This is a genomic window from Sporosarcina ureilytica (genome assembly GCF_001753205.1).
Classification (GTDB): domain Bacteria; phylum Bacillota; class Bacilli; order Bacillales_A; family Planococcaceae; genus Sporosarcina; species Sporosarcina ureilytica.
In genome coordinates this window covers 1,041,236-1,067,609 of the sequence record NZ_CP017560.1, presented here as the reverse complement: position 1 = coordinate 1,067,609, position 26,374 = coordinate 1,041,236, and the positions used below count along the sequence as shown (strand labels likewise).

Here is a 26,374-nt window from a genome sequence, read left to right as displayed (position 1 = left end):
TGCTGAAACAAAAAAACCCTTCAATCCCTTGAACAAGGGACGAAGAGTTCTCCGCGTTACCACCCTAATTGATTAGCCAAATAATTAGCCATCCACTTCATTGTGTGATGAGACAAACAGACGGCGTAATTCACCTTATTTGCTGCCTGAACTTTCACCAACCGTCCAGTCTCTTAAATACTGCCCACAAATAGACTACTTCATCGTCTTCTCATAATTATATAGTTGATTCATTTTTCATTTAGTATCTTAACATCTGATTGAATTGAATATTATCATGTTCAAAGCAGATGTCAATCTTTTTTTATGTTTTTGGATTCGTAAATGATGAAGCATCTCAAAATATGGCTGCGAAGAAGATGCTTTGAGTGCTATAACATTAGGCTCTCCGCCTTCCGAATCTTTCTTCAGTTAAAATAGATTTAAATAAATCATATGATAAAACTTACACTGTCTATTGTAAATGCTTAGGTGGTTCGTCGTTGTGTTCTTTTTTGGCAATTTCAGAAAAGATATCATGCTGATTGGAATCTTGAGGGTAAGGAGTCTTCTGGTTCGTTACATTCAACGCTCGAGCGATTTGGTCGATATCTTTTTGCAGTGATTGAATGTCTTTTTTCGTGGCAGGCTGATCGTCTGATTTTAATTCAAAACCAACTTGTCCATTTGGCTCTAATGTTGCCCATTTTACCTTCTCAATAGAGGTTACATTTTGTTGACGTAATTTCATTTCCATTTGGTCTACCGTAAAACGCATTTTCTTCAAATTCTTCTCATTAATTTTCCCATTCTCAATGAGTATTTTTGATTTTCCCGTAATGAATTGTTCGATTTTATCTGATTTCACTTGGGCATACTCCATAATGATAAGGGTAATAACAAGTATACCTCCTACTGCAAGAGTGGTCCAAATATTCTTTCCAGCAAGAGGTTGAATTAATAAAGAACCTATTCCAACCATAATAACCGTTTGAGCAAGTGTCATTTGAGAAATGGACTTTCTTCCAGCTACTCTTAATAATAATGTTCCGCCTACAACAATTAATATCGATTTCCATATCCAAGCGAGGTCCATAGAAACATCTCCATTCTAAAGTTCATACGTTTAGTGTGGATGATATTCCTCAGTTTATTAAATACAATTAATTGTCCTATCGAATTAAGTCACAAACAATCAAGATTTTAAACTTTCACCATAGTTTCTATCACAGGAACGTGAATTTCAATTTGCAACAGATTTAAAACCACGATTCGTCACATAGCCTTCAATCGACCAAACACCTAAACCATCATTTTCCGCCTTGTCCTCAGCTTCTTTAAATGAACTTAAATGTTTCGTATTTGGCTCATAAATATAAGCGACCCTAGCCAATCCTTCCTCCAACAATGTTTGTTGCACACTTTCTCCATCAACATAAACATACGCCAGCAGACGTCCATACTTATCTTCGCTATCCCCAACATCAAATTCAATTTCAACATTTCCACTTCTCAACAATTCGTCATTGCGTTTCGTCGCTTCTTCCGCAAATGGTTGATGGTTAGATTGCTTATGATCTAATTCAGGCGTATCAATGAGTAAATAGCGGACGTTTTGCTCTTTGCCTTCGTATAGGATTTTTATCGTGTCCCCATCTATCGTATGGACAAGTTCAACCGGAATAAACCCAGTCCTATCAACCTCATCAATGTCTTCTAAATTAAAAAAATAAATAACTGCTGCTATGACAATCATCGCTAGGATAGAGGTTAAACTTCTTTTTCCTTTCCGACTTTTTTCCGTATTATTTTTATGATTCATCTATATTTTCCTCCCGAAAATTAACTACCTAACTATACTAACTAAATTCCAAGAGAGATGCTACTCCCTATTTTACAATGTCAGAAACAACACTCCCAATTTGTTGTCATCTATCTCCTTAGTAAATTATGTCAATCTAAATGAAACTTTGTCATTCGTAGAACGTATATTATATACTTAACAATAGGATTTTCTGCCTAACATACAGCGAATAGCAATCGTAATACATTTTTCACGATACATAACAATTAGGAGGTTTTCAAAATGGGTTTGTTTGGATTTTTTAAAAGTCAATTTATCGAAGTCATTGAATGGACAGATAACACTTCAAATACAATGGTTTACAAGTTTCCAGTACACAACAATGAAATTAAAATGGGTGCAGAATTAACAGTCAGGGAATCTCAAGTCGCTATTTTCGTTAATGAAGGTGAAATTGCGGATATTTTTGGCCCAGGGCGCTATCAATTATGGACACAAAACATGCCGATTTTAACAAAACTAAAATCGTGGAAGCACGGTTTTAATTCCCCGTTTAAAGCAGATGTTTATTTCGTCAATACAAAACAATTTATTAACCAAAAATGGGGAACGTCCAATCCAATCATGATGCGTGACCCTGAGTTTGGCATGATTCGATTACGTGGTTATGGTATTTATTCGTACCGTGTTTCTGAACCGACTACTTTCTTAAAAGAACTTTTCGGTACGAGCAGTTCCTATGACACGAGTAGTATAGAAAATCATTTGAAAAAGATGATTTTATCAGGGTTAACCGATCTTTTTGCAGAATCACAGATTGCAGCCTTAGATTTGGCCATGTATTATGATGAACTTAGCACGCAAGGTAAAGAGAAAATGCAAGAACGTTTCAATGCATTTGGCTTTGAAATCACGTCTCTTTACATTGAAAACTTATCTCTGCCAAAAGAAGTTGAAGAAGCGATGGATAAGCGTACATCGATGGGCGTTCTTGGTAATCTTGGACAATATCAACAGTACCAAGCAGCCGAAGCGCTTCGAGATGCAGCCCAAAACGAAGGCGGCGGACTTGCCGGTGCAGGCGCGGGACTCGGTGCAGGTGCGGCACTTGGTGGTATGATGACAAATGCGCTTTCTGGAAATCAACAACAAGTAAATGAACCTGTAACTTCACAACCACACGCAAATAAAATTAATTGCCCACATTGCGATGCTAAAATCAATGCCACGGCAAAATTTTGTGGAGAATGTGGTAAATCCGTTCAAACAGAAAAAACACCTTGTATAAACTGTGAAACGCCTGTTAATAAAGATGCAAAGTTTTGCGGGGAATGTGGAACAAAACAAGTAACGGAAAAAGTTTGCGAAGGTTGTGGTTCTTCTAATGGGCCAAACGCTAAATTTTGTGGAGACTGCGGAGAAAGTCTTTAACATAAGTGGATAAAGAGAGACCTAGTGAAATGAGGGGAGTTTGTGAATGAAGTAGAAAAAAATGGACAGCCAGAAACAATTGTCACAGAGCAAACCGAGGTGACTCAATGTGCTTCTTGCGGTGGTAATACCGTTTATGAACCTTCCACAGGTACGCTGAAATGTCCATTTTGCGGAACTGAAAAAGAAATTGAAAAGACACGAGAGAATACAATTGAACATGACTTTTTGCAAGCATTAGAAGAACATGACCATAGTTGGGATGATGAAAAGAGAGTATTCAGCTGTCAAAACTGTGGTGCTGAATCCGTTTTGGACAAAGACAAAGTGGCTGATTTTTGCTCATTTTGCGGTTCGTCTCATATTTCCTTGAGCGACCATCATGCAGGGATCAAACCTGCGCTCGTCATCCCTTTTCAAATTTCAAAAGATGAAGCGCTTGAAAAGTTTAAAGCATGGATGAAAAAAAGATATTTTGCCCCTTCGAAACTGAGCCAATCCTATGAATTAAAGAAGCTTTCGGGCGCTTATATTCCATATTGGACATTCGATTCTCAAACAAATTCCTCGTACACGGTACGAATTGGTACGTATTATTATGTGACCGTCACGCGGACCGTCATGGAAGACGGCAAACCGAAACAAGTGACAGAACAGGTAAGAAAAATTAGGTGGCGGACAGAACATGGTCGTTATCAAGAATTTTTTGATGATGTATTAGTGAAAGCTTCTCGCAATGTTGCGAGTGGGCTCATTACGAAAATCGAACCTTTTCGTCTGCACGACCTCGTTGACTATCAATCTGCGTATTTATCTGGCTTCCTCGCAGAAAGGTATTCCATTCCGCTAGAAGAAGGTTGGCATGATGCAAAGAGAATCATTGACAGCCGTATTGAAGACGGTATTTATGGACAAGAATATGGTGATGTTGTAGAACTCGTCAACGTCTCTACTGACTATCGGGATATTACGTACAAACATATTTTATTGCCAATTTGGATTTCCTCTTTCCAATTTAACAATAAAGTCTATCGCTTTTTAGTGAACGGCCAAACCGGTAAAGTTAGCGGACAATCCCCTGTTAGCATAGTAAAAGTTTCTATTTTAATCGCCGTAATTCTCGCCATCATTGCAGTTGTATTGTTTTTCTCGGATGTTTTATAACGGATTGCTTATACCGAAAAGAAAGTCGTTTTTATCAAAATTGATAAAAACGACTTTCTTTTAACTTTTTTCGCAGTCTTAAATGGTCAATATTGGGTCATACAGGAGCATCCCAATATCATTCATCCAAATCGGCTTCTAAATACGGTTGTAAAATTCCCCTTACCTCATCCGTCGATTTCGTACTCATTAATCGATGTCTTAAATCACTTGCGCCTTTAAATCCGCGGATGTAAATTTTAAAGAAACGAAGAAGCGGTTTAAATGAACGAGGTTCTACTTCCTGATCGTATTTATCATGTAATTCGAGTTGTAATAATAGCAACTCTAAATATTCTTTCACACTATGTTCTTTCGGCTCTTTTTCAAATGCGAACGGATTTGTAAAGACACCTCGTCCAATCATAACACCGTCAACACCGTACTTCTCCACTAATTCCATTCCTTTTGCACGATCTGGAATGTCGCCGTTTATCGTCAGCAATGTATTGGGTGCAATTTCATCTCGCAATTGTTTAATCTCTGGAATGAGTTCCCAATGTGCGGGCACACTACTCATTTCTTTTCTTGTACGTAAATGAATCGACAAGTTCGCAATATCTTGTTTTAAAATATGCGTTAGCCAATCACGCCACTCTTCAATTTTATTGTATCCAAGACGCGTTTTCACACTAACAGGTAATCCGCCCGCTTTTGCTGCTTGGATAATTTCTGCAGCAGTTTCCGGATGGTTAATTAAACCTGCCCCTCTTCCTTTTGCAGCTACATTTTGAACGGGACAGCCCATATTAATATCGATGCCGCGGAAGCCCATTTCTTTCATCCCGATACTCATCTGCCTAAAATATTCCGGATTATCCCCCCAAATATGTGCGACAATCGGTTGTTCATCCTCTGTAAATGTTAAACGTCCTCGAACGCTCTCTGTTCCTTCCGGATGACAATAACTTGCGGTATTCGCAAATTCAGTGAAAAATACATCAGGTCGACCAGCTTCTGCAATGACGTGACGGAATACAACATCTGTCACATCTTCCATTGGTGCTAATATAAAAAACGGCTTCGGTAATTCAAGCCAAAAATTATCATTACTCATTTTTTCTTTCCTTCCTAAAAAATGCTTCTTATAGTATAACGTAATTTGGTCTTTGCGTGGTACTGTTTTCTTTGCATTAATTAAGATTTTAAACAAGATCTTACCTAACTTATCCCTACAATATTTTAATTTTCGTTTCATGATTATTAATTGCCGTTTCAGTATGTAACTAACTTTGCTTTCCCATCATAATATGCGATTTTCATTTATAACTCTCGATTAGCAACTGCAAGATAATCGCAATCGTTATTATTCGAAGAATCGGCTTGACGTATTTCGGATTTAATCTCTGTGCGATGCGTACCCCTGCTTGAGCACCTGTAACCGACCCTAAAAGCAACGCAATCGTCATTGGCCAAATGATTTTCCCTGTAGATATATAACTAATTGCCGCACCGAAACAGCTGGAGAATGTTGCAAGCCGTACGTAACCAATTGCACGGATATAAGCAACATTTAGATGAGCAAATAAATAAAGCATCAGGGTTGCCTGACCGGGTCCGAACAAACCGTCATAAATCCCAATGCCATAGAGTCCCGGAACACTCACTTTCGATAAACGCAGCGGTTCATCGCCAGCAAAATTTCCTCTCGATAAAAATGATGTGATAAATGCTGCTACGAGTAAAAAAATCGCTACTCGGTATAAATTTTCTGAAGAAATTAACGATGCAATGTATCCGCCGGTCAAACCGCCCCCAAGGCTTACAGGAATAATCCAAAATGACTCTTTTAAAGTAATCTCTTTACGACGCAGCAACACATAAAAGCTTGAAAAGGAGCTTACTGTATTCGACACTTTACTTGCCCCAATTGCCGAATGAATAGGAAGCCCCATCAATAACATTGCAGGAAGAGTGATTAGTCCCCCGCCTCCCGCAAGTGTTCCTAGCGTTGTAGCAATAATACCGATAAGAAAAATTAAAACATATTCCACAAATCCCCCTCGTTTCTACCCATCTATCGCATCCTAACAAGAACTCTTTCCGGAAAATTTGGAAAGCCTCCCTTATATAGAGATACATTGACCACTTAGCAGAATTTTTATATGCTCACAATAAAATAACCAATATATGCAAGCATAATTCCAATGCCATATGTAAGGATTACATAATATACGGCATCTTTTTTTCTCCCTGATTGCCATTGTTCAATGACTTCTTTCTGCAAAGTAGAAAACGTTGTTAATGCCCCTGCAAAGCCGGAGACTAGAAACATTGTCCACATTTTTGAAAGACCAAGTCCAAAAATAATGCCAATAAATAATGAGCCAGCCAAATTGACGAGCAATGTCCCGATTGGCATGCGTCTTTTGTGATTAAGTAAGTCGGACAATAATAAACGCAAGACTGCTCCTATAAAACCGCCTATCCCAATCACAAGCACTTCTACAGTCGTCATGCCGCCACCAGCTTTCTGCCACAATAAAAGCCAAACAGCCCAATCATAATTCCGCCAACTAGACTGAATCCGACATATAAAATCGCAAGCACAATACGGCCGCTTTCAACGAGTAAAACAGTTTCCATACTCAATGCCGAGAACGTTGAAAAAGCACCAAGAAATCCAACCGTAACGGCGTCTATGATTTGTTGATTATGAATGATTTTTTGCAACACGCCAGCAGCGAAGAAACAAAGTAACCAAGTAGCAAGCATATTCACTGTAAATGTTGCGATTGGAAAATGACTTCCCTCGCCCATCCACTGTCCGATAGCGGTCCGTAAAATGGCACCGAACATGCCTGCAATCCCGACTAACATGACTTTCCTCATTTTTTACACCCGTTCCAATAAGCCGTATTGTAAAATTGTCTCAAGGTCAAACTCTTTTTGTTCTTTCTTAAACTGTATCATAAGCCTTGTCCCTTCAAATGATAGGATTGTTCCTTTCCCGAATACACGATGAATAACTTCTTCCCCGACGATGAGTTCTTTTCGATGTTGAATGCCTTTTGGATTTATTCGGACAGAAGTACTTTTTACTGAGTTTGACTTCACTTGTCTTTTACTTTCAACTTTAGGGGCTGATTTCGTTATAATGCCTCGCACTTCATCCAAAAATCGCGAGTCTTCCTTTTTCTTTCCATCATCTTCACGGTAGGATAATAGTTCTAACCTTTGTTTTGCACGTGTCATACCCACATAAAATAATCGTCGCGCTTCTTCTAATGTTGCATTGTCTTTTTCATCTTCTTCAGACGGGATAATTCCTTTTTGCAAATCAATCATAAAGACTCTGCTGAACTCTAATCCCTTTGCGCTATGGAAAGTCGATAACGTCACAGCATTTTCAGGCGGATTAAATTTCGCATTTTGCACGGCTTCTTCCAATTCTTTTAATCGTTCCGCAAACTCTACCATCGTCCGAAGCGGCATCGCAATATTTTCGAGTGTATCTAAAATATCGCTCATATGATCGAAACGATAACCGAATTTTTCAGCACGGCTTTTTAGTGCGGCTTCATACCCTAGATCGTTTCGAATGAGCTGAATAACGCGCATCGGCCGCATTTCTGGAATAACCTCATACCCTTTTTTATATGCTTGAAGCTTTTTTACTTGTCGACTTTTAAGTGTCACCGTTCGAATAAACGCATCAAACACATTCCCAGACGTCTGTGCCTTTTCAAATTGAGTGACCATATTTCGTGAAACGAATAGATTCATCTTCATAATGATTTTCGTGAAAATATCTTTTCTTTCTACGTTAAAACTTAATCGCATAAAGTTTAAAATATCTTCAATGATCCAATGGCTAAAAAACCTGTCATCGGCATCTTTCATATAAAATGGAATACCGCGTCGATGTAACTCACTTACGAAAAGTGTGGATGATGCATTATTTCTAAATAAAATCGCCACTTCATTTAAATGTTGTTCATTCAGCAATTCATAAATGACATAATCAAGTTGCTCTTTCGGGTCACGAACTTGTTTTAGGTGAATTGGTTTATGCTTTTCATTTTTGGTGTACATTTCTTTTTGAAATCTTTCCCGATTACGCTTAATAAATGTCGCTGAAGTTTCCACAATTTCTTTAGAGGAACGGTAATTTCGTTCCATTTTAAGGATTTTGGCATCAGGATATACTTTTTTAAACTCGAGTAAATAGGTTGGATCTGCACCGCGCCACGTATAAATTGATTGGTCATCATCCGCCACGACACATAGATTGCCATGATAAGCCACAAGATGCTCTACAATCATATGTTGCACAAGCGACGTATCTTGGCTCTCGTCCGTTAATAAATAATCATAACGTTCACGAAATCGGTCAGCTAGTTCATCGTCTGTCCGTAATGCTTCTTCAGCCAACACGAGCATATCGTCAAAGTCCACATATAAAAAATCAGCTTGACGGTTTTTTTGTTGTTCATACTTTTGTGCGATTTCCCCGGCTTTCGGAAAAGGCTGCGTAACGGTTCGCCACTGATCCATTGGAATTAATTTATTCTTAAGCGAACTAATAAAAGTTGAAAGCGTCGCAAGCTCATCATCTGTACAATCATCTTTTAACACGTCCTTATAAAGCCGTTTAAGCAATGATTGTTTATTAAACTGATGCATCCCTTGCCCTTCAATTAATTCATAACGCTTTCCAAGCTTATCTAAATAAGTCCGCGTAATTGTAAATGCCAAACTATGGATGGTTGAAAAATCAACTGCTGGCATATCCGGGAAAAAGCGGGTAAAGCGAGCCTTCATATCCGCGGCCGATGCACGGCTGAATGTGATTGCTTTAATCCGTCTTGGGGATACATTTTTCTCTTCAATTAAATACCCAATGCGCATAATCATCGTTGTCGTTTTTCCAGAACCGGGACATGCAAGTAACAGAAGCGGCCCTTCCGTTTCAAGCACAGCCTGCTTTTGCACATCGTTTAATTCAATCCCAAGCTCTAGTTTTTTCCGTTCAAAAAAATTCATCACATAATAACTCCTTCAAATCCTTGTTCCTTTAATTTAACGTCAACTACTACCCCTGAACGCTAATCTTCGATTTTGCGTTTTCAGAGGTAGCTTGAGTTTGCCCATTAGGTCTGCGTTCTAATTTCAGAACGTGACGCTCTGATGGGCTGGTCTTTAGGGAACCCCTCAAGTCATATTTTGGTCGCTACTTGGGACGAACGATCCTTTTCGCACTTGCACCCTCCCCCGCGAACGGGTTAAAGCCGTCAGACGAATCAGAGCGGACGTTCGTCGTTCTAAACAACGAACGATACAAGTCCCAAAACAAAGGTTTCGAGTACCACGGGTGGCTGACGCACCCACTACTATCCGATGCAATTAAGCAACGGATTTACGTTGTTGTACAGCGATTCTTTTAGGTATCATTGGCTTTAAATTTTCATCTAGCGAAATAACTTCCGTTTTTCGCAAAATGTTTAAAGCAGCGTTAATGTCTGCGTTTAGGCAAGTCCCCATTGATGATCGATACAAACCACGTGTCATCCGTTTGCCTGTGAAAACATGGACTGCGCTATTTTTTTCACCGTATACGGGCAACTTATCGCGGTCTAGGAAACTTGCGACAGAGGTATAACTTTCTTCCTGTTCGATAAAGCGAATGCCTTCTTTTAGGCATTTGTTTTCGATCGCGGAAAGCAGCTGTTTGAATGGTATGCTGACAAATTGTTGGTTGTGCTTTTTGCCCATTGCGGATTTTTGTTTCCACCCTTTGTTGATGCCGACAATGATGGTATCGACATTCAAGGCTTTTGCTTTTTTGAACAGTAAGCCAATCGCTTGTGTGAAATAACCTTTGATTTGACGGGCGCGTTTTGTCCAAAGGGCCGCTTGTTTTTTCGAGACAATGCGCTTCGAAAGGCCATTTTCAAGATTGCTTTCTTGTTGGCGGCTTAAGGCTTTATTGAAATATTGGTTAATGGATTTGAGTTTCAAGCCGTCAATCAAGAATGTTTCACCCGTGTTCGTCGCACACGCCATTAAATTATTTACACCGATATCAATGCTCAGAGCTTTTTTCGTTGTCGTAGGTGCTTTTTTCATTTGAGGTTTTTGGATTTCGTAGGTGTAATGGACCTCAAAGAACCGACCATTATGCTTTGGCACGATTTCGATGTATGTCACTTTTTGATGGCGTAAATTCGCCGGCATTTTTATGTTCACTTCGCCAAATTTGGCTTTGAAATCTTTGTTCATCGGCACTGTCCAGAAGCCGTCTTCGTCTATTTTACCGGGCTCGTAAAGTTCAATGATGCGTTTAGTTGTTGATTTACTGTAGTTAGGGAACTTTGGGCAGTTCTTATATTTGTCTGGATTGATTTTCCAGTCTTTCATCGCTTCGAAAAAACTTTTAATCTCACTTAAAAGCGTTCGCCGAATGGCTTGGACAGCATTGGCAGAAGCGCCCCAGTAATTCATGTCTTTTTTCATCGCCGTGTCAATAATTTTCGTTGAAGGGGCTGTACCGTTTTCCTTGTAGTACTGTTTCCAGGTGTATAATGCTACATTCCGCAATGCTTTTGTGCTATGCGTCATTCGATTTAATGTACGAAATGCCTTCGCCGACAAAGAACGTCCGCCGAGATGTTGGACTTGGGTAAAGTGTTGGATATTGTCTTTGTTTTTCGCTTTTTTGCGAAGCCATTTTCGTTTGGTTTTTCTGATCAACAGGGGTCACCTCCCTTGTAGAATCGATATCTTTTAATCATTGTTGACGTTGAGATTGAATGTATTTTCGAATGGTATCGATAGGCGCACCACCAGTCGTAAGTAAACAGTAACTGCGGGGCCAAAACACATTTTTCCAAAGTACCTGTTTTATCCAAGGATATTTCTGTTTTACAAAGCGCGAACTCACACTTTTGTAACTCATAATCACTTTGGATATATCAACATTTGGAACTGAACGGAACATCATGTGCACATGGTCATTGTCATGATTCCATTCTCCTAGTATAATGCCATGCGGCTCTCCTAACCGAGAGAATTCGGATTTGAGGAATTCTGAAATCTCGTCATCTATTGCTTTTCTTCGATATTTCACAACTAAAACCAAATGAAAATACAAAAGGTAAGCTGAATGTTTATTTTTATCCAATGTTGTTTTCATATTGGCTATTTCCATCCCCCTCCACTGATGTTCATATCCCCCTAAATTCAGGCCTTAAACATCGTTTGAAAGGATGAAAAACTTTGGCTGATTCAGCCCAACAGGCATTCACCACCTCCTGAATTGTTGGTGCTAAAGCACCGTAACACAACTCGGTAGGTGACCTCTGCCCGGTATTGATAGAACGGCAAAAAATCCTCTACTTCACATAGTCGTAAAGGATTATTATAATCGATTACCTTGGAATACCAATCGAACTTAAAGGATAAATCCGAAACGATACTTTTCCAATGATGGCTTGTTCTTCAATCGGCCCGAGCATTCGGCTATCCATGCTATATTGTCGATTATCCCCGAGAACGAAATAATGTCCTGTAGGGACGCGTACTTCGAAGTTTTCCGTCAGTCGATGTCCTTCATACAATTTATCTTTATTTGCTTGGACATACTTTTCTTCATACTCTATTCCATTTACGTACAAGTGATCATCCTTCATCACAACAATATCCCCCGGAAGCCCGATTACACGTTTAATAAAGTTTTCATCTGAGATCGGTGAATGAAACACAATCATATCAAAGCGATTAATTGAATGAATTTTCGTGATCACTACTCTATTGTCATTTTCAAACGTAGGCTCCATTGACTGACCAGACACTGTTACTGGTGTATATAGAAATTGACGGATGAGTATGGCAAGTACCAATGCAATTGCGGCAGACTTCATCCAAGATAAGATTTCCTTCTTCGTTCCTTCGCTCAAATGCCTCTCCACCATCCTGAGATTTTTTATTTTACTTTAACATATTTGTCCAAAGTATTCGCCAGAATGTTTGGATTTATATTAGCATATGCGAAAAATAATTTAACTTGAGTCATTTACAAGTTTTCATAGGCAAGTTTTCGAATGATTGATTCATGTTGCGGATAAAGCGCAAGTAGTTCTTTCTGGGTAAACAGTTCAAAGTCTTCAAAGTCAAATCCAGGCGATACCATACAACCGACAAGTGAAAACGTGTCTTTGTCCATAACAGATGAACCAAAAATACTATTCTTACGTACAATCGCTTGCGGCTGCTCTCCTGCGTCTAAATTTAATCCTAATTTTAATTCACGGTAGTTTCCTTCCTCATCGATGATATGAATTGTTAAGGAACTGCCGCCATGGTAATACCATACTTCATCAGATTTTAATCGGTGAAAATGTGAAACTTCCCCTGATTTCAATAAGAAGTATATATTTGTATATAATTTCCTCGTTGTGCCGAATGCATCGATTGTTTCATCGGCTGTAAAAGTACTTTTATAATAGCCGCCTTCTGGATGCTGTTCGAGCGCTAATTGTTCAATAAAGTAATTCGCATCTTTTTGCATCATATTTTCCTCCTTACACGATATAACCGAGTGACCTTAACGTCGTATGCATAAAGGCCTCTGTATAAAGAAACACTTCTTCACGTTCAGGTTCTTGATGAAGGTCATGAAAAAGTCTTGGCCATTCTTTATATTGAAGTTCGGTTAATTGCTGTCGTAACAACCATGCCTTGGCAGTTTGACTATCAATGATTTTATCATCACCTGCAGTATGCAAAAGAACAGGTATATCATGTATTGTTCCATTATACTGTAGGACTGCTTTCATAAATTGTTGAAGTTCCCGGTACCATCCTGCGGTTACCGTTGAACTGTAAAGCTTATCATTTTTGGCTTCTAAATAAATATCCGTATTTCTTGTCAATAATTCTATTTCAATATTATGATTAATTTTCATCGATGAAGATATTTTCGTCAACACTGTTGAAAACTTAGCTGGTTGGTGCTCTAGTGCAAGCCACGGTGAACTTAATACAACGCCAGCACAGACAATATCCTCAGTCTGCAATATGCGCATCATTAAAGTCGCGCCAAGCCCATGACCAATCACAAATAATGGTAGCCCATCTACTATGCCGACATCTAATAACTTCTTCACATAATTGACATATGTATCGAATTTTTCATTATGTATCGTTCTGCCGTCTTGTATGCCGTGTCCCGGTAAATCACCCATGACGACATGAAAGTTGCTGCTTCTTAGTTTCTGAATAAACCACGCATAGCGACTATGATGCTCGTACGCGTTGTGAATAATTGCAACAACTGCTTTTGGATGTCCTTCTGCTTCCCATTTCCACATGGACCATCACTCCTTCAAAATATAAAGTTTCTATATCGTTTCTCATTTTTTTTGTTAAGATTGATTATATACTATATAGAGAAGAGAGGAATAGTCAATGATTTATCCATACAAAGATAAAATGCCCCAAATCGATCCAACCGTATTTGTCGCAGACTATGCAACCATTACTGGAGATGTCACAATTGGGGCGTATTCTTCCATTTGGTTTAACACGGTTATCCGCGGCGACGTTTCTCCAGTCATCATCGGTGAAAATGTGAGCGTTCAAGATTTAAGCTGTCTTCACCAAAGCCCAAATAAACCACTTATCATTGAAAATGACGCAATTATCGGGCATCAAGTCACGTTACATAGTTGTAAAATTAAAAAAGGTGCGCTGATTGGCATGGGGGCAATTATTTTAGACGGCGCTGAAATTGGAGAAGGTGCATTTATCGGCGCAGGCGCCCTTGTACCACCTGGGATGAATATTCCGCCGCACACGCTGGCTTTGGGTTCCCCAGCAAAGGTCATCCGAGAAGTGAATGATGCGGATCGTAAAGATATGGAAAGAATTGTTAGGGAGTATGCAGAAAAAGGACAGTATTATAAGAGCTTGCAGAAGTGAAAGATGACATTGAGAGACTATACGGCAATAAAATCGTTGGCTAAATGTTGGCAGTCTCGTGCTTGGCCTAGTCGCTTGGATCCTTCCACTTGTTCATATGAGGCGCATTAAAAAGAATGCAAATGGGGGCTTACTTGCAATTATAAGCATGAGTGCTTGTGCGATTTCACTTTGCTTACAGATTTTTTATCAGTATCATTTAGTAGAGATTGAAGATTGGTCTGCCTTGATGGATACGACTGGTGCGGTCGCCTTTGCTTCGGCAGTTCTTCTTATCGGTACGTTATTTTTAAATGGACTTACATTAGTTGTCAATCGTAATAAAGCGAAATAATATACTCAGCCTCTCTAATAAACTAGAGTGGCTGATTTTAATTTTGCTTTAAAGAAAGAAAAATCCAATTCCCATAATGATGTATGCTGCGAAAAGAAGCAGTCCTTCAAACCAGTTAGATTCACCGTCATTACATAAGTTAATCACGAGAAGTGATGCAGCAATCATCGCAACTAGTTCTGGTATTGTGAAAACGAGCGCCATCGGTTCTGGCATAAATAGTGAGATAAGAACCAGCACAGGCGTTACGAACATCGCAACTTGAAGTGTAGAACCTACAGCAATTTCAACTGATACATCCATCTTATCTTTCAGCGCCATCGTAATTGCAGAAGCGTGCTCAGCCGCGTTTCCAACAATCGCGACAATAATAATACCGATAAATAACTGTGACCAGCCAAATCGCTCACCGATTGTTTCAAATGTATGAACGAGTTGCTCCGAAACAAAAGCCACCGCCACAGTCGACAAAATTAAGATGATAATTGCCTTTCTTTTAGTCCATTCAGGTGTTTCTTTTTCTCCCCCATCCGTTTTCTCCGAGTCAAAAACCCCTCGGTGCGTGACCAATTTAAATAATAAACCCGCAAGATATAATGCGATTAAAATAATCGAAATACCGATACTCAAATTGATAGTCGTCGGACGGTCCATCGTCATGGAAAAGATTTCCGGGATGACAAAAGCTACAATGATTGCGAAAATGAGTAACCCCGAATTATATTTGGCATCATGAATATTGAAATTTTGACGTTTATATTTAATTCCGCCCATGAAGAAGGAAAGCCCGAGTACTAATAAAAGGTTACCAAGCACTGAACCGGTAAGTGAAGCCAACACAATACCAATCATTCCAGCCTTTAATGTAAAAATCGAAATAATTAATTCGACCGCATTTCCAAAAGTAGCGTTCAATAAACCGCCGATTCTTGGACCGCTCACAATGGCTAAGCTTTCCGTCGCCCTGCCGATAACTCCTGCTAACGCAATGATTGTAAGACAGCAAAGGATAAACATAAGGATTGCAGACCAATGCATAAGCGCACCAATTATGACAAGCGGGACACCGGCAAAAATCATGAAAGAAAAAATCCGATTCAAGGGAAAACCTCCTTTGGAGATAGGTATACCCTCTAACCTTCCCTTTAAGCGAAAAGAAAAAACCTAAAAGATTTCTTTTAGTCATCAACCTTCATGTAGGGTCTATTTATACATATTTTTCATCTGATTTAATTTTCCTTAATTTATCTAATGGTGATATTTTAGGCATTGATATTTTTGAATAGTCTTTTCTACAAAAAAGCGGAGCACCTAACCAAGTCTACACTTTAACTTGGTTGGACTGCTCCGCTTTTTATCATTTATGCATTGACAAGTTTTTGTAACGCTTCCGCCTTATCTGTCTTCTCCCAAGGGAACTCAACATCTGTACGTCCAAAATGACCATAAGCTGCTGTGTCTTGATAAATTGGACGACGTAAATCTAACATTTTTATAATGCCTGCCGGGCGGAGATCGAATAATTCGCGAACCGCTTCAACAAGTTTGTTTTCTTCAACTTTTCCAGTACCAAACGTATCGACTGCAATGGAAACAGGTTGTGCAACACCAATTGCATAAGCAAGCTGTACTTCACAAGCATCTGCTAAACCTGCCGCTACGATATTTTTTGCAACATAACGTGCCGCATAAGAAGCAGAACGGTCAACTTTCGTTGCATCCTTACCTGAGAAAGCACCGCCACCATGACGCGCATAACCACCGTAAGTGTCTACAATAATTTTACGTCCTGTTAATCCGACATCCCCTTGTGGTCCACCGATTACGAAACGACCTGTTGGGTTAATGAAGTATTTTGTTTCATCGTCAATTAATGTTGCAGGGACGATTGGTTCAATGACATATTTCTTCATATCAGCTTGAATTTGTTCAAGCGTCGTATCTGGATCATGCTGTGTTGAAAGTACGATTGTATCGATACGAACTGGTTGATTATTTTCATCATACTCAATTGTTACTTGTGTTTTTCCATCTGGACGTAAATAAGGAAGTTGTCCCGTTTTACGAACAGACGCTAATTTATGAGATAATTGATGCGATAAGCTAATTGGTAAAGGCATGAGTTCCGGTGTTTCATTACAAGCATATCCGAACATTAACCCCTGATCGCCCGCGCCAATTGCTTCAATATCCTCATCCGACATTGAACCTTCACGTGCCTCAAGTGCATGATCAACACCTGCTGCAATATCTGCTGACTGCTCATCAATTGCCGTTAACACAGCAGATGTTTCCCAATCAAAACCATATTTTGCTTTTGTATAACCGATTTCTTTTACAGTTTCACGAACAACTTTTGGAATATCTACATAGGTTGTCGTTGTAATTTCACCCGCTACAAGTACGAGTCCTGTCGTAATTGTTGTTTCGCATGCAACACGTGCATTTGGATCTTCTTCTAAAATGGCATCTAAAATTGCGTCCGAAATTTGGTCGCACATTTTATCTGGATGACCTTCTGTTACAGATTCTGAAGTAAACAGTCGGCGATTTGTCATTGTATTTCCTCCTATATCCTACGAGATTGATACGGTACTCATTTTCCCATGTTTAAGCCCCCTCTATCTAAGGGGAATGGATTACATAGTCCATCCGGAGCTTTATACACGAGGATAAAGGGTAATTGTATATCAATTGCATCGGCCAACCTCATTTGCCGAAAGCTTCACTTAGTCAGTAACAGGAGTCAATTTCATAATTACCTAAAACCGCTAAGTTGATACAATATATAGTTGAGAACGGTTTAACTCAACAGAGGCGATTTCATAATTGCCCAAACTATATATTGTATCGGCGCAGCGAAAAGATTGGATTATGAAATTGACTAACAGATTCGCTCATTTAAAAATCGATTTTATTGTTAACATCCAACCATTTCATTGTAAAATGGAAAGATTTCCACTGACAAAAGTTTAAAAAAGCCTTTCACTCACGTCTATACATGAGGAAAGGCATGATTTCAAAAGTACCCTTCACTCTTATCATCCAAGGATTTCCACCTTGCATCAGGTTTAGCACCTTTGCAAAATCTTTTTAAGTTTTGCAGGTTGCCGGGTTTCACAGGGACTGCCCCTCCACCAGCTCGGGATAAGAGTATCCGTTCAATGATATATTGTACGAAAATTGATGATTGAAGTCAAATAATGTTGGCGATTTGATTGTGTTATCCTCATCTAATTAAGCGATATAGTGTATATCAATTAATTAGAAACAGAATCTGTTCTTTGTAAAATCGGTACTGTGTTGAATCAGCTGTTCGTACGTCATCGTTGATTGTAGTAGAGGATGCCGAGTGCTTTCAAATTCTGTCTTTTTAACGGCTCTTACAATGGGCTCACGCTGGCTCCACAGTGAAATAGCGAAGTAGGAAAAGGTCCCTCCAGAATGAAAATGAACCTTGTTCAAATTCTTGTATTATTTTATTTAGAAGGTGTGCTATCCACTAACCAAATAATATTTCTGAAAAGAGTAGAATTATAGTTGACTTTTAAATAGTATAGTATATTATTTTAAATGTGTTATACTAATTAGTGAGTTAATAAGATAAATTGCCCAATGACTTGGGACTACTAGAAAAGGACGGTACTCAATAATGATTTCAGCGAAAACTAGTGATACACTTAATGAACTTCTATCTGGTGAAAATATTAGCTTTCAACTTTCTGTGCCACAATTAGTTGAAAAGGCGACGACACGTGGAGAGGCGATTCTAACTGCGGATGGTGCAGTTAGCGCACAAACAGGTAAATATACAGGACGTTCTCCAAAAGATAGATACATCGTTGAAGAAACGTCTTCTAAAGAGAAGATTGATTGGGGTACTGTAAACCGTCCGATCTCCTCTGAAATTTTCGATTCTCTTTACACTAAAGTTGTGAATTACTTAAAAGAAAAAGATGAACTTTTCGTATTTAAAGGATTTGCAGGCGCAGACCAAGCGTCACGTCTATCCATTCAAGTTGTCAATGAATATGCATGGCATAACCTATTTGTTCATCAGTTATTTATTCGTCCTACTGAAGAAGAACTTGCCGAGCATGACGCACAATTTACAATTGTATCTGCGCCAACGTTTAAAGCAGACCCAGCTATTGACGGAACTGATTCCGAAACATTCATTATCCTCAACCTAGAAAAACGCATTGTACTTATTGGCGGAACTGAATACGCAGGTGAAATGAAGAAATCAATCTTCTCTGTTATGAACTACTTGCTTCCTGAAAAAGGCATTATGCCAATGCACTGCTCTGCAAACGTCAGTGATGACGGTGACGTTGCTTTATTCTTCGGTCTTTCTGGAACAGGAAAGACAACGCTATCCGCAGATGCAGACCGCAAATTAGTCGGTGACGATGAACATGGTTGGTCCGACAATGGCGTCTTTAATATCGAAGGCGGATGCTACGCAAAATGTATTAATTTATCTGAAGAAAAGGAACCTGAAATCTTCGGGGCCATTCGTTTTGGTTCAGTACTAGAAAACGTAGTTGTCGATGATGCAACACGTATTCCGGATTACGATGACGGTTCATTAACTGAAAACACACGCGCAGCTTATCCGATTCATAATATCGATAATATTGTTACCCCTTCGATTGCAGGTCACCCGAATACAATTGTATTCTTAACAGCAGATGCCTTCGGAGTATTACCACCGATTTCAAAATTAACGAAAGAACAAGCGATGTACCATTTTTTAAGCGGTTTCACATCAAAGCTAGCTGGTACTGAACGCGGTATCACATCGCCGGAAGCAACATTCTCAACATGCTTCGGGTCACCGTTCTTACCGCTTCATGCAACGGTTTATGCGGAAATGCTTGGAAATAAAATCGATGAGCACGGCGCACAAGTTTTCCTCGTTAACACTGGTTGGACTGGTGGAGAATATGGCGTTGGAAGCCGTATGGAATTAAAATACACACGTGCAATGGTACGTGCAGCACTTGCTGGGAAATTAGACAACGTTGAAACTGAAACAAATGAAATATTTGGTCTTCAAATGCCAACAGCAATTGAGGGTGTTCCAACTGAGGTTCTGAACCCGCGTAACGCATGGGCAGATAAAGATGCTTATGATCAAAAAGCAAAAGAACTTGCTCAATTATTCCACGAAAACTTCAAAAAGTTCGGAACAGTATCTGAGGACATTGTAACAAAAGGCGGACCAATTGCATAATGAAACTTCTAAAGCCCACAGTCATTTGACTTGTGGGCTTTGTTTTGCCAGTCACACTTCCTCTGAACAATCTTGTCTTCTCATCCAACCGCATAGATCTTTTACAATTTTTGTATTTTGAACGGGTGGAATATGGTGTGTGAATTCGGGGAAATACCATGTTTCATATCGTTTATTATTTTCACGTAAAGCGTTTTCCAGAATTTTTGCTTGCTCAATCGAAACATGTGCATCAAGCATGCCATGAATAATGAGTACGGGGACTTCCAGTTCATTCAATCGATCTAGCACATTGCGTTCACGATATGCATCTGCTTGGTTATTTGGTGTACCGCCGATAACTCTTTTCATCATTCTACGCATATCTTTTCGTTCTTTATATGTAAACACAATATCGGAAACGCCTGCCCATGTAACAACAGAAGTAATGTCATCACGTAAAACAGCTGTCCATAGCGCCATAATCCCACCGCGTGAAAATGCGAAAAGATGAATACGGTCACGTTTCACATTAGGATTTTGTTTTAATATATCTACTGCATTCACCGCATCTAACCGATCATCTCCAGCAAATTCGTCGCGTCCTTCCCCGCCACGATTGCCGCGATAATAAGGGGCAAATACGACAAATCCATTTGAAGCTAAGAGTACCATTCTTGAAGGTCTTACCATGCCAATATGTTGGATGCCGCCTCGTAAATAAACGATGCCTTCATATTTCCCCTCTTTAATTGGCTCCGCCATTAAGCCTTTCACCTTTAAACCGCCAGACCAATACGTAATTTCTTGTAATCTGACATTCGGATTAGGTGACGGATAGACTCGGACCTTTTCAATTGTTGCATTATCCTTCATTTGTCTCTACCCACCTCCGTAATTCAGACATTCCTGTATCCTTCATATGAAAACTTAATGATTTACATGCATCAAGCTGTTCATCCGTCATCCAAATAGCTCCTTCAGTTTCATGCAATGTTGGATTTTCTTGTATTTCATCAATCACGCCTGTAAATACAGCTTTACAAAATGTGATATTACTATGGACGACATATTCCGCGAATTGATGAACATTCGAAAGGATTACCCCTGTTTCTTCAAATGTTTCTCGAATGGCTGCCGCTTCAATCGATTCACCTAGTTCTGCTTTGCCACCGGGAAATTCAATTCCACGTGTTCGATGTTTCGTTAATAACCATTTCCCTTCATGTTTTACTACGACGAGGACATGTCTTGCTGGCATTCCGAAACGATTCTTTCCAAATGTCAACTCAACACGTCCGCCCTCACTATCATGAAAAATAAGCATTCCATCACGTCCTTCTCTACTGAGTGTATCGAAGGTCGTTTCGTCATTCAACGAAAATAAGGTAAACTTTCAATAAATCGTTTCGTCGGTTTATCGGAAAATTCATGGATAATCGCATACACTTTCTTTGTGCGCAAATCAATATCGTGATTATCGCTGTCATAATGATACGGAACATAAGGTAAATGTGAACGTAAAAAGTTTCTAAATTCAAGTCTATTCACTTGTTCAAATAAACGATGGAAAATCCGTACAAATTCTGGTTCGACCGCAATTTCAAATTCCCACGGCGCATCGTCTGGGTAGTGATACACACGTTGATCCGTGACGGATATATACAACTTTCGTTTCGGCATCGTCTTCATCCTTTTTATTTTAGGCTGTCCGTAAAAAATAAAAACATGCATGTCATTTAGACACGCATGTTTTTATCATCACACTTTTACATCGATTGCAGCACCTTTATGAGGATGGGCAACACTCGCCTGATTTGGTAGGCTATCTAACATTTCAGTCGCTGCAGAAGTGTTCAGTTTTAGTGATTGATTCAAAACGCTCATTTGGACAGCCGATTGCAAACTTCTTAATTGACTGGCCATAATAGAACTTAACTCCATAACCCATGCCTCCCTTCCTTCTTACTATCGACATTCTTTCATTTTTTTGAAGGAAAACTTAACGATTGTCTTCTCCTAAGAAAGCATTCAACATCCACTGGTGCTTTTCAATGCTTTGATAAGTCGCATTTAGTAAATCCTCAGTCATATCGTCACCAGCGTCAGCAGCTAAATCCATGCCTTTCTTTAATGAATTCATAATCTCGCCAAAGTCGTTTGCAATTGTTCTTACCATTTCATCTGCATTTTCATTGCCAGTTGCTTCTTTTACCACGGATTGTTCAAGATGTTCCTTAAGTGTTGCAACCGGATTACTGCCTAATGTCAAAATTCTTTCAGCAATTTCATCCATATGTGCAGTTGCTTCATTATAAAGTTCTTCAAACTTCTCATGTAAAGTGAAAAATTGGTGGCCTTTTACATACCAGTGGTAATTATGCAGTTTCGTATACATCACTGACCATGTAGATACTTGTGTATTCATTTCAGTAATTAAATCTTTTGACATCAAAACCAACCCTTTCTTATCAGTGCTAATTCGTCCCACTGTTAATTTACCACAACAAGACATACAATAAACATACATGGAGCAATTAGGAGATTCTGATATGAAAAAAATATTACTATCTATCATTAAATTTTATCAAAAAGCGATTTCACCATTAACGCCCCCAACATGTCGTTTCCATCCGACTTGTTCACAATATGGATTTGAGGCCATTGAAACACACGGTGCATTAAAAGGCTCTTGGCTGGCAGTTCGTCGTATTTCAAAATGCCACCCTTTTCACGAAGGTGGATATGACCCCGTTCCGGATAAAAATTCAAACGATAAACTTTAAAGTTCAGCATGTTTGCTGGACTTTTTTATTTCAAGCAAAATTAACTACATTTTAGTTGCCAAATCCTAACGTTTCTTGTATGATAAAAAAGTTAAAACTCTAAATCGTAATGATTACTGTTTAAAAAGACGGAGGAATTTTATGTACAAGAAAACGCTCTTTATCGTTTCCTTATTATTCATTTTTGTATTAGCTGGTTGTACAAACAATAAAAAAGTTGAAGATGACGACACAGTGCAAATTTACACAACTGTTTATCCACTACAATATTTTGCTGAAAGAATTGGCGGAGATGCCGTTTCTGTCAAAACGATTTATCCACCTGGTTCTGACGAGCATACGTTTGACCCAACTCAAAAAGATATGATCGCTTTGGCAGATGCTGATTTGTTTTTCTATATCGGGTTAGGTCTTGAAGGTTTTGTAGAAAATGCCGAAAAAACATTAAAAAATGAGCATGTCAAAATGGTAGCAACTGCCGAGGCGATTACGGAAGACATGTTAGGTGATACTCATGACCATGACCATAATGACGAGCACGGGGATGATCACCATGATCACGGTGAGTTTGATCCACATGTTTGGATTTCGCCGGTATTAAGCGATGCGCTTGCTTTTTCTGTAAAAGAAGCGTTAGTGGAAGTTTCACCAGAAAATAAAGAACAATTTGAAGAAAACTTTGAAGCGTTGCGCAATGACTTGTTGAAACTTGATCGAGAATTTATCCAAATGACATCTGAAGTACCGTCAAAGACGTTTTTTGTTTCTCATGCAGCTTTTGGTTATATTGCAGATACATACGGCCTTGAACAAATTGCCGTCGCAGGTTTAAACTCACAAAGTGAACCTTCTCAAAAACAACTTGCACAATTAGTTGAATATGCGAAGGAACAAGAAATTCAATATGTGCTATTTGAACAAAATGTTTCTTCCAAGTTAACAGACGTCATTCGAAAAGAAATTGGTGCCGAATCACTCACTATGCATAACTTAGGTGTGTTAACGACGGAAGACATAAAAAATGAAGAAGATTATTTTACATTAATGGAGCGTAATATTGAGGTATTAAGAAAAGCATTAGGCAGGGAGTAAAGATTGGCGGTCAATTGAAATGACCGCCTTTTCTTACGTAAAAATACGATAATCTATCCGAAACTTTTCGATGTTCTCTGCATCAATGTCATAACCGATACCTGGCTTTTCCGATAATGTTATTGTGCCATTATTGACATCAATTGTTGGGGAAACAATATCTTCATGCCAAAAATGATTGGACGCACTAAAATCACCAGGTAACGTCATTTGTGAAAGTGAAGCAAGTGCTAAATTATGTGCTTTTGAGATGCCTAGTTCAATCATCCCCCCAATCCAAACGGGAATACGATGCTGAACAGCCAAGTCATGAATTTGAATTGCTTCACTTATCCCACCGACACGCCCAGGTTTCAATACGATTATCTTGCCAGCTTCGATCTCAATCATCCGTTCTACGTCCGTCACAGAACGAATACTTTCATCTAAAGCAATTGGCGTTTTCATTCGTCTATTCGCCTGATGATGAAGCGCCCACTCATCCTCTCCAAAAGGTTGTTCAATTAAGGTTAAACCAACAAGATCAAACGATTGTAAGGCTTGTAAGCCAAGTTTAGAAAAAAGCCCATTGGCATCGCCAAAAAATGAGACGGAAGGATAAAATCGTATCAGTTTTTCAAGCGCTTCCGGTTCTGTTGCCTTATCAATTTTCAACTTCACTCGTTTGTACCCCGTTTGCATGGCTCGTTCTATTTGCTCATACATGCTCTCATCAATTGCACCAGTTAACACAACACCCGCATCAATTTCCTGTCGTACACCATCGATACCTTGCCATAACGGTACTTCTTTTCTTTTGGAGAATAAATCCCAAGCTGCCAAGTCAATGGCCGCTTTCGCCATACGATTCCCTTTCACATGTTTCATACGATTGAGCAATGTAGACGGATGTGTCATTTGTTGATTTAGAATAGATGGAACGAGCCAATTTTCTAGTGCATCCCAACAAGTTTGTACAGTCTCTTCCGTATACCAAGGTGAGGAAAAAGCTACGCATTCACCTAACCCAATTGCACCTGTTTCATCAACCATTTCTAACACAATACTTTCTCTTTCTTGTACAGTTTGTAAATGTGTCGAAAATGGATTTTTCAAAGGAATCGATAGACGATGTAGACGGATTTCTTTTATTGTTGAGACAACCATTGTTTTAACTCCCGTCTCAACAGTTTATTTGATGCATTACGAGGTAATGATTCTATAAAAATAATATCGGATGGCACTTTATATTTTGCAAGTTGTCCTTCGCAATATTTCATGAGTTCCTCCGCCTCGACTTTTTCAGAAACGACAACAAAAGCAACTGGAGTTTGCCCCCATTTTGGATGTTCTTTTCCACAAACACCGACTTCGTGCACTTTTGGATGAGCGGCGAGTACGTTTTCGATTTCAGCTGGGTAAATATTTTCCCCGCCTGAAATGATTAGATCAGATCGTCTATCAACGATATATAAATATCCTTCTTCATCTAAATAACCGATATCACCGGTCGGAAGCCACCCGTCTATAAGCGGACTATTTTCTTGAAACCTTCCAATATAGCCTGGTGTTACATGAGGACCCCGAATGAATACTTCACCGTGCTCCTTTGCTCTCGTAGCACCTTTTATTTTAATTTGATTGAAGAAAAGAGGTTTTCCTGCTGACCCAATTTTACGTAAAGCATCATTTGCGGAAAGTGTTGCAGTTTGAGAACTCGTTTCTGTCATCCCATACGTTTGAAGGATTGGGATACGGCATGCATTCGCGCGCTTTAAATAATCAATCGGAATCGAACCGCCACCAGCAAGCATTGTTTTAAATGAAGCATGCGCCGTTTTTTCTTGTCGCTCTAGTTCTAGGAGAATTTGGTTTAACATGACCGAAACGACCGACATTCGCGTGATTGTTCCTTCATAAATCTCTCTCGCAACTTTTTTTGCGTCAAATTTTTCGTATAACCGAACTTCCATCCCATATAAAACTGATCGAACTAATATCGAAAAACCGCTAATGTGAAATAATGGCATTGTACATAGCCAGACATCATTCTCTTCAAGTCCAAGATTTAAGACGGATGAAAGCGCACTTGATGTATGGTTATTTACCGTTTGGCGGACGCCTTTTGGAAATCCTGTTGTACCAGACGTATACATAATCGTAACCGTTTGATCGGGCGACCAGTTTTCCTCTATTCCAAATGGACTTTCTCTACTTTGAGTAACTGTTGAAAATGAAATTTTATCCATTTTATTACTTTTGATTTTCGCTTCAAACTCATCTGCAAATAGCACTGCTTTTACTTCAGCATCTTCTATTTGCCAATCGATTTCTAGGTCTGTCAATCGGTTATTTAACATGACAATTTCAATTCCCGCGAGTAGACAAGCGTGAATCATAAAGACCATCTCAACATTCGATGCACCGAGCAAAGCAATTCGATCACCGGATTGTAGTTGATTCGTTTTGAGTTGTCGTGCGTAGCGCATGGAAACTTGATGTAATTGTTTGAATGTCCACGACTCTTTCTCATAAGAGAGCGCAATTTTATTTGGCGTTAAATAAACCCGCTGCATAAGCCAATTAGGTATCATAGTCAAATCACCTTTCATTGAAAGTATCGTTGA

At 39.2% G+C, this 26,374-nt stretch carries 28 protein-coding genes and 1 riboswitch; of the genes, 7 read left to right on the top strand and 21 right to left on the bottom strand.

Features of this window, described 5'->3' with window-relative positions; translation table 11 throughout:
• Window positions 1-454: 454 nt before the first annotated feature.
• Window positions 455-1,075 carry a DUF421 domain-containing protein gene (locus BI350_RS05465; RefSeq protein WP_075527175.1) on the bottom strand — a complete coding sequence of 207 codons (621 nt, stop codon included), beginning with the start codon at window positions 1,073-1,075 and terminating at the stop codon, window positions 455-457.
• A 147-nt stretch (window positions 1,076-1,222) separates the two neighbouring features.
• Window positions 1,223-1,801: a thermonuclease family protein gene (locus BI350_RS05460; RefSeq protein ID WP_075527174.1), complete on the bottom strand. Its 579-nt coding sequence runs from the start codon at window positions 1,799-1,801 to the stop codon at window positions 1,223-1,225.
• 264 nt (window positions 1,802-2,065) lie between these two features.
• Here BI350_RS05460 and BI350_RS05455 point away from each other — a divergent pair, with 264 nt between their 5' ends.
• Both BI350_RS05455 and BI350_RS05450 read left to right on the top strand, forming a co-directional pair.
• A complete protein-coding gene (locus BI350_RS05455) occupies window positions 2,066-3,214 on the top strand; it encodes an SPFH domain-containing protein (RefSeq protein WP_075527173.1) in 1,149 nt (382 codons plus the stop codon).
• A gap of 42 nt (window positions 3,215-3,256) precedes the next feature.
• On the top strand, window positions 3,257-4,378 hold the full coding sequence (locus tag BI350_RS05450; protein WP_082294965.1) for a TFIIB-type zinc ribbon-containing protein: 1,122 nt from the start codon (window positions 3,257-3,259) through the stop codon (window positions 4,376-4,378).
• 118 nt (window positions 4,379-4,496) lie between these two features.
• On the opposite strand, the gene BI350_RS05445 is transcribed toward BI350_RS05450, so the two are convergent.
• The 10 genes from BI350_RS05445 to BI350_RS05400 form a co-directional block, all read right to left on the bottom strand.
• On the bottom strand, window positions 4,497-5,474 hold the full coding sequence (locus BI350_RS05445) for a tRNA dihydrouridine synthase (RefSeq protein ID WP_075529245.1): 978 nt from the start codon (window positions 5,472-5,474) through the stop codon (window positions 4,497-4,499).
• A gap of 202 nt (window positions 5,475-5,676) precedes the next feature.
• Window positions 5,677-6,411: a sulfite exporter TauE/SafE family protein gene (locus BI350_RS05440; RefSeq protein WP_075527172.1), complete on the bottom strand. Its 735-nt coding sequence runs from the start codon at window positions 6,409-6,411 to the stop codon at window positions 5,677-5,679.
• Window positions 6,412-6,518: 107 nt separating this feature from the next.
• Window positions 6,519-6,899 carry a fluoride efflux transporter CrcB gene (gene crcB / locus BI350_RS05435; protein WP_155767477.1) on the bottom strand — a complete coding sequence of 127 codons (381 nt, stop codon included), beginning with the start codon at window positions 6,897-6,899 and terminating at the stop codon, window positions 6,519-6,521.
• Complete coding sequence (locus tag BI350_RS05430) at window positions 6,872-7,249, bottom strand: fluoride efflux transporter FluC (protein WP_082294964.1); 378 nt, start codon at window positions 7,247-7,249, stop codon at window positions 6,872-6,874. Before BI350_RS05430 ends, crcB begins: the two co-directional genes overlap by 28 nt.
• Before the next feature lie 3 nt (window positions 7,250-7,252).
• Window positions 7,253-9,403 (bottom strand): ATP-dependent helicase, encoded by a 2,151-nt coding sequence (locus BI350_RS05425; protein ID WP_075527169.1) that lies wholly within the window; start codon window positions 9,401-9,403, stop codon window positions 7,253-7,255.
• 360 nt (window positions 9,404-9,763) lie between these two features.
• Window positions 9,764-11,110: an RNA-guided endonuclease InsQ/TnpB family protein gene (locus BI350_RS05420; protein ID WP_075527168.1), complete on the bottom strand. Its 1,347-nt coding sequence runs from the start codon at window positions 11,108-11,110 to the stop codon at window positions 9,764-9,766.
• A 37-nt stretch (window positions 11,111-11,147) separates the two neighbouring features.
• Complete coding sequence (tnpA, locus tag BI350_RS05415; RefSeq protein ID WP_075529244.1) at window positions 11,148-11,552, bottom strand: IS200/IS605 family transposase; 405 nt, start codon at window positions 11,550-11,552, stop codon at window positions 11,148-11,150.
• Between the two features lie 235 nt (window positions 11,553-11,787).
• Entirely contained in the window at window positions 11,788-12,315 is a 528-nt protein-coding gene (gene lepB, locus BI350_RS05410) for a signal peptidase I (protein ID WP_342672204.1), read from the bottom strand.
• Between the two features lie 116 nt (window positions 12,316-12,431).
• Entirely contained in the window at window positions 12,432-12,929 is a 498-nt protein-coding gene (locus BI350_RS05405; RefSeq protein ID WP_211117173.1) for a cupin domain-containing protein, read from the bottom strand.
• Window positions 12,930-12,939: 10 nt separating this feature from the next.
• Complete coding sequence (locus BI350_RS05400; RefSeq protein WP_075527165.1) at window positions 12,940-13,728, bottom strand: alpha/beta fold hydrolase; 789 nt, start codon at window positions 13,726-13,728, stop codon at window positions 12,940-12,942.
• 97 nt (window positions 13,729-13,825) lie between these two features.
• Here BI350_RS05400 and BI350_RS05395 point away from each other — a divergent pair, with 97 nt between their 5' ends.
• Both BI350_RS05395 and BI350_RS05390 read left to right on the top strand, forming a co-directional pair.
• On the top strand, window positions 13,826-14,338 hold the full coding sequence (locus BI350_RS05395) for a gamma carbonic anhydrase (RefSeq protein ID WP_075527164.1): 513 nt from the start codon (window positions 13,826-13,828) through the stop codon (window positions 14,336-14,338).
• Window positions 14,339-14,435: 97 nt separating this feature from the next.
• Window positions 14,436-14,672 carry a hypothetical protein gene (locus BI350_RS05390; protein WP_245698328.1) on the top strand — a complete coding sequence of 79 codons (237 nt, stop codon included), beginning with the start codon at window positions 14,436-14,438 and terminating at the stop codon, window positions 14,670-14,672.
• 48 nt (window positions 14,673-14,720) lie between these two features.
• Here the strand turns inward: BI350_RS05390 and cax are convergent, their stop codons facing one another.
• Window positions 14,721-15,752 carry a calcium/proton exchanger gene (gene cax / locus BI350_RS05385; RefSeq protein WP_075529243.1) on the bottom strand — a complete coding sequence of 344 codons (1,032 nt, stop codon included), beginning with the start codon at window positions 15,750-15,752 and terminating at the stop codon, window positions 14,721-14,723.
• Window positions 15,753-16,033: 281 nt separating this feature from the next.
• Complete coding sequence (metK, locus tag BI350_RS05380) at window positions 16,034-17,230, bottom strand: methionine adenosyltransferase (protein ID WP_075527162.1); 1,197 nt, start codon at window positions 17,228-17,230, stop codon at window positions 16,034-16,036.
• Between the two features lie 477 nt (window positions 17,231-17,707).
• Window positions 17,708-17,826: riboswitch (SAM riboswitch) on the bottom strand.
• Between the two features lie 498 nt (window positions 17,827-18,324).
• Here metK and pckA point away from each other — a divergent pair.
• Window positions 18,325-19,911 (top strand): phosphoenolpyruvate carboxykinase (ATP), encoded by a 1,587-nt coding sequence (pckA, locus tag BI350_RS05375; protein WP_075527161.1) that lies wholly within the window; start codon window positions 18,325-18,327, stop codon window positions 19,909-19,911.
• Between the two features lie 51 nt (window positions 19,912-19,962).
• Here the strand turns inward: pckA and BI350_RS05370 are convergent, their stop codons facing one another.
• From BI350_RS05370 to BI350_RS05350, 5 genes are all read right to left on the bottom strand, one after another.
• Window positions 19,963-20,766: an alpha/beta hydrolase family protein gene (locus BI350_RS05370; protein ID WP_075527160.1), complete on the bottom strand. Its 804-nt coding sequence runs from the start codon at window positions 20,764-20,766 to the stop codon at window positions 19,963-19,965.
• The gene (locus BI350_RS05365; RefSeq protein ID WP_075527159.1) at window positions 20,756-21,217 is read right to left on the bottom strand and encodes an NUDIX hydrolase; all 462 of its coding nucleotides are present in this window, start codon (window positions 21,215-21,217) and stop codon (window positions 20,756-20,758) included. Before BI350_RS05365 ends, BI350_RS05370 begins: the two co-directional genes overlap by 11 nt.
• Before the next feature lie 47 nt (window positions 21,218-21,264).
• Window positions 21,265-21,573, bottom strand: a complete 309-nt coding sequence (locus BI350_RS05360) for a transposase (RefSeq protein WP_075527158.1) — start codon at window positions 21,571-21,573, stop codon at window positions 21,265-21,267.
• Between the two features lie 78 nt (window positions 21,574-21,651).
• On the bottom strand, window positions 21,652-21,834 hold the full coding sequence (locus BI350_RS05355) for a putative motility protein (RefSeq protein ID WP_075527157.1): 183 nt from the start codon (window positions 21,832-21,834) through the stop codon (window positions 21,652-21,654).
• A 58-nt stretch (window positions 21,835-21,892) separates the two neighbouring features.
• Window positions 21,893-22,342: a Dps family protein gene (locus BI350_RS05350; RefSeq protein WP_075527156.1), complete on the bottom strand. Its 450-nt coding sequence runs from the start codon at window positions 22,340-22,342 to the stop codon at window positions 21,893-21,895.
• Between the two features lie 100 nt (window positions 22,343-22,442).
• Here BI350_RS05350 and yidD point away from each other — a divergent pair, with 100 nt between their 5' ends.
• Window positions 22,443-22,676 carry a membrane protein insertion efficiency factor YidD gene (gene yidD / locus BI350_RS05345; RefSeq protein WP_075527155.1) on the top strand — a complete coding sequence of 78 codons (234 nt, stop codon included), beginning with the start codon at window positions 22,443-22,445 and terminating at the stop codon, window positions 22,674-22,676.
• Window positions 22,677-22,817: 141 nt separating this feature from the next.
• Window positions 22,818-23,768, top strand: a complete 951-nt coding sequence (locus tag BI350_RS05340) for a metal ABC transporter solute-binding protein, Zn/Mn family (RefSeq protein ID WP_075527154.1) — start codon at window positions 22,818-22,820, stop codon at window positions 23,766-23,768.
• Window positions 23,769-23,801: 33 nt separating this feature from the next.
• Here BI350_RS05340 and menC read toward each other — a convergent pair whose 3' ends face one another.
• Together menC and BI350_RS05330 are read right to left on the bottom strand one after the other, a co-directional pair.
• Complete coding sequence (menC, locus tag BI350_RS05335; RefSeq protein ID WP_075527153.1) at window positions 23,802-24,914, bottom strand: o-succinylbenzoate synthase; 1,113 nt, start codon at window positions 24,912-24,914, stop codon at window positions 23,802-23,804.
• Window positions 24,896-26,341: an o-succinylbenzoate--CoA ligase gene (locus tag BI350_RS05330; RefSeq protein WP_075527152.1), complete on the bottom strand. Its 1,446-nt coding sequence runs from the start codon at window positions 26,339-26,341 to the stop codon at window positions 24,896-24,898. The genes menC and BI350_RS05330 overlap by 19 nt, the downstream gene beginning before the upstream one ends.
• Between the last annotated feature and the right edge of the window lie 33 nt (window positions 26,342-26,374).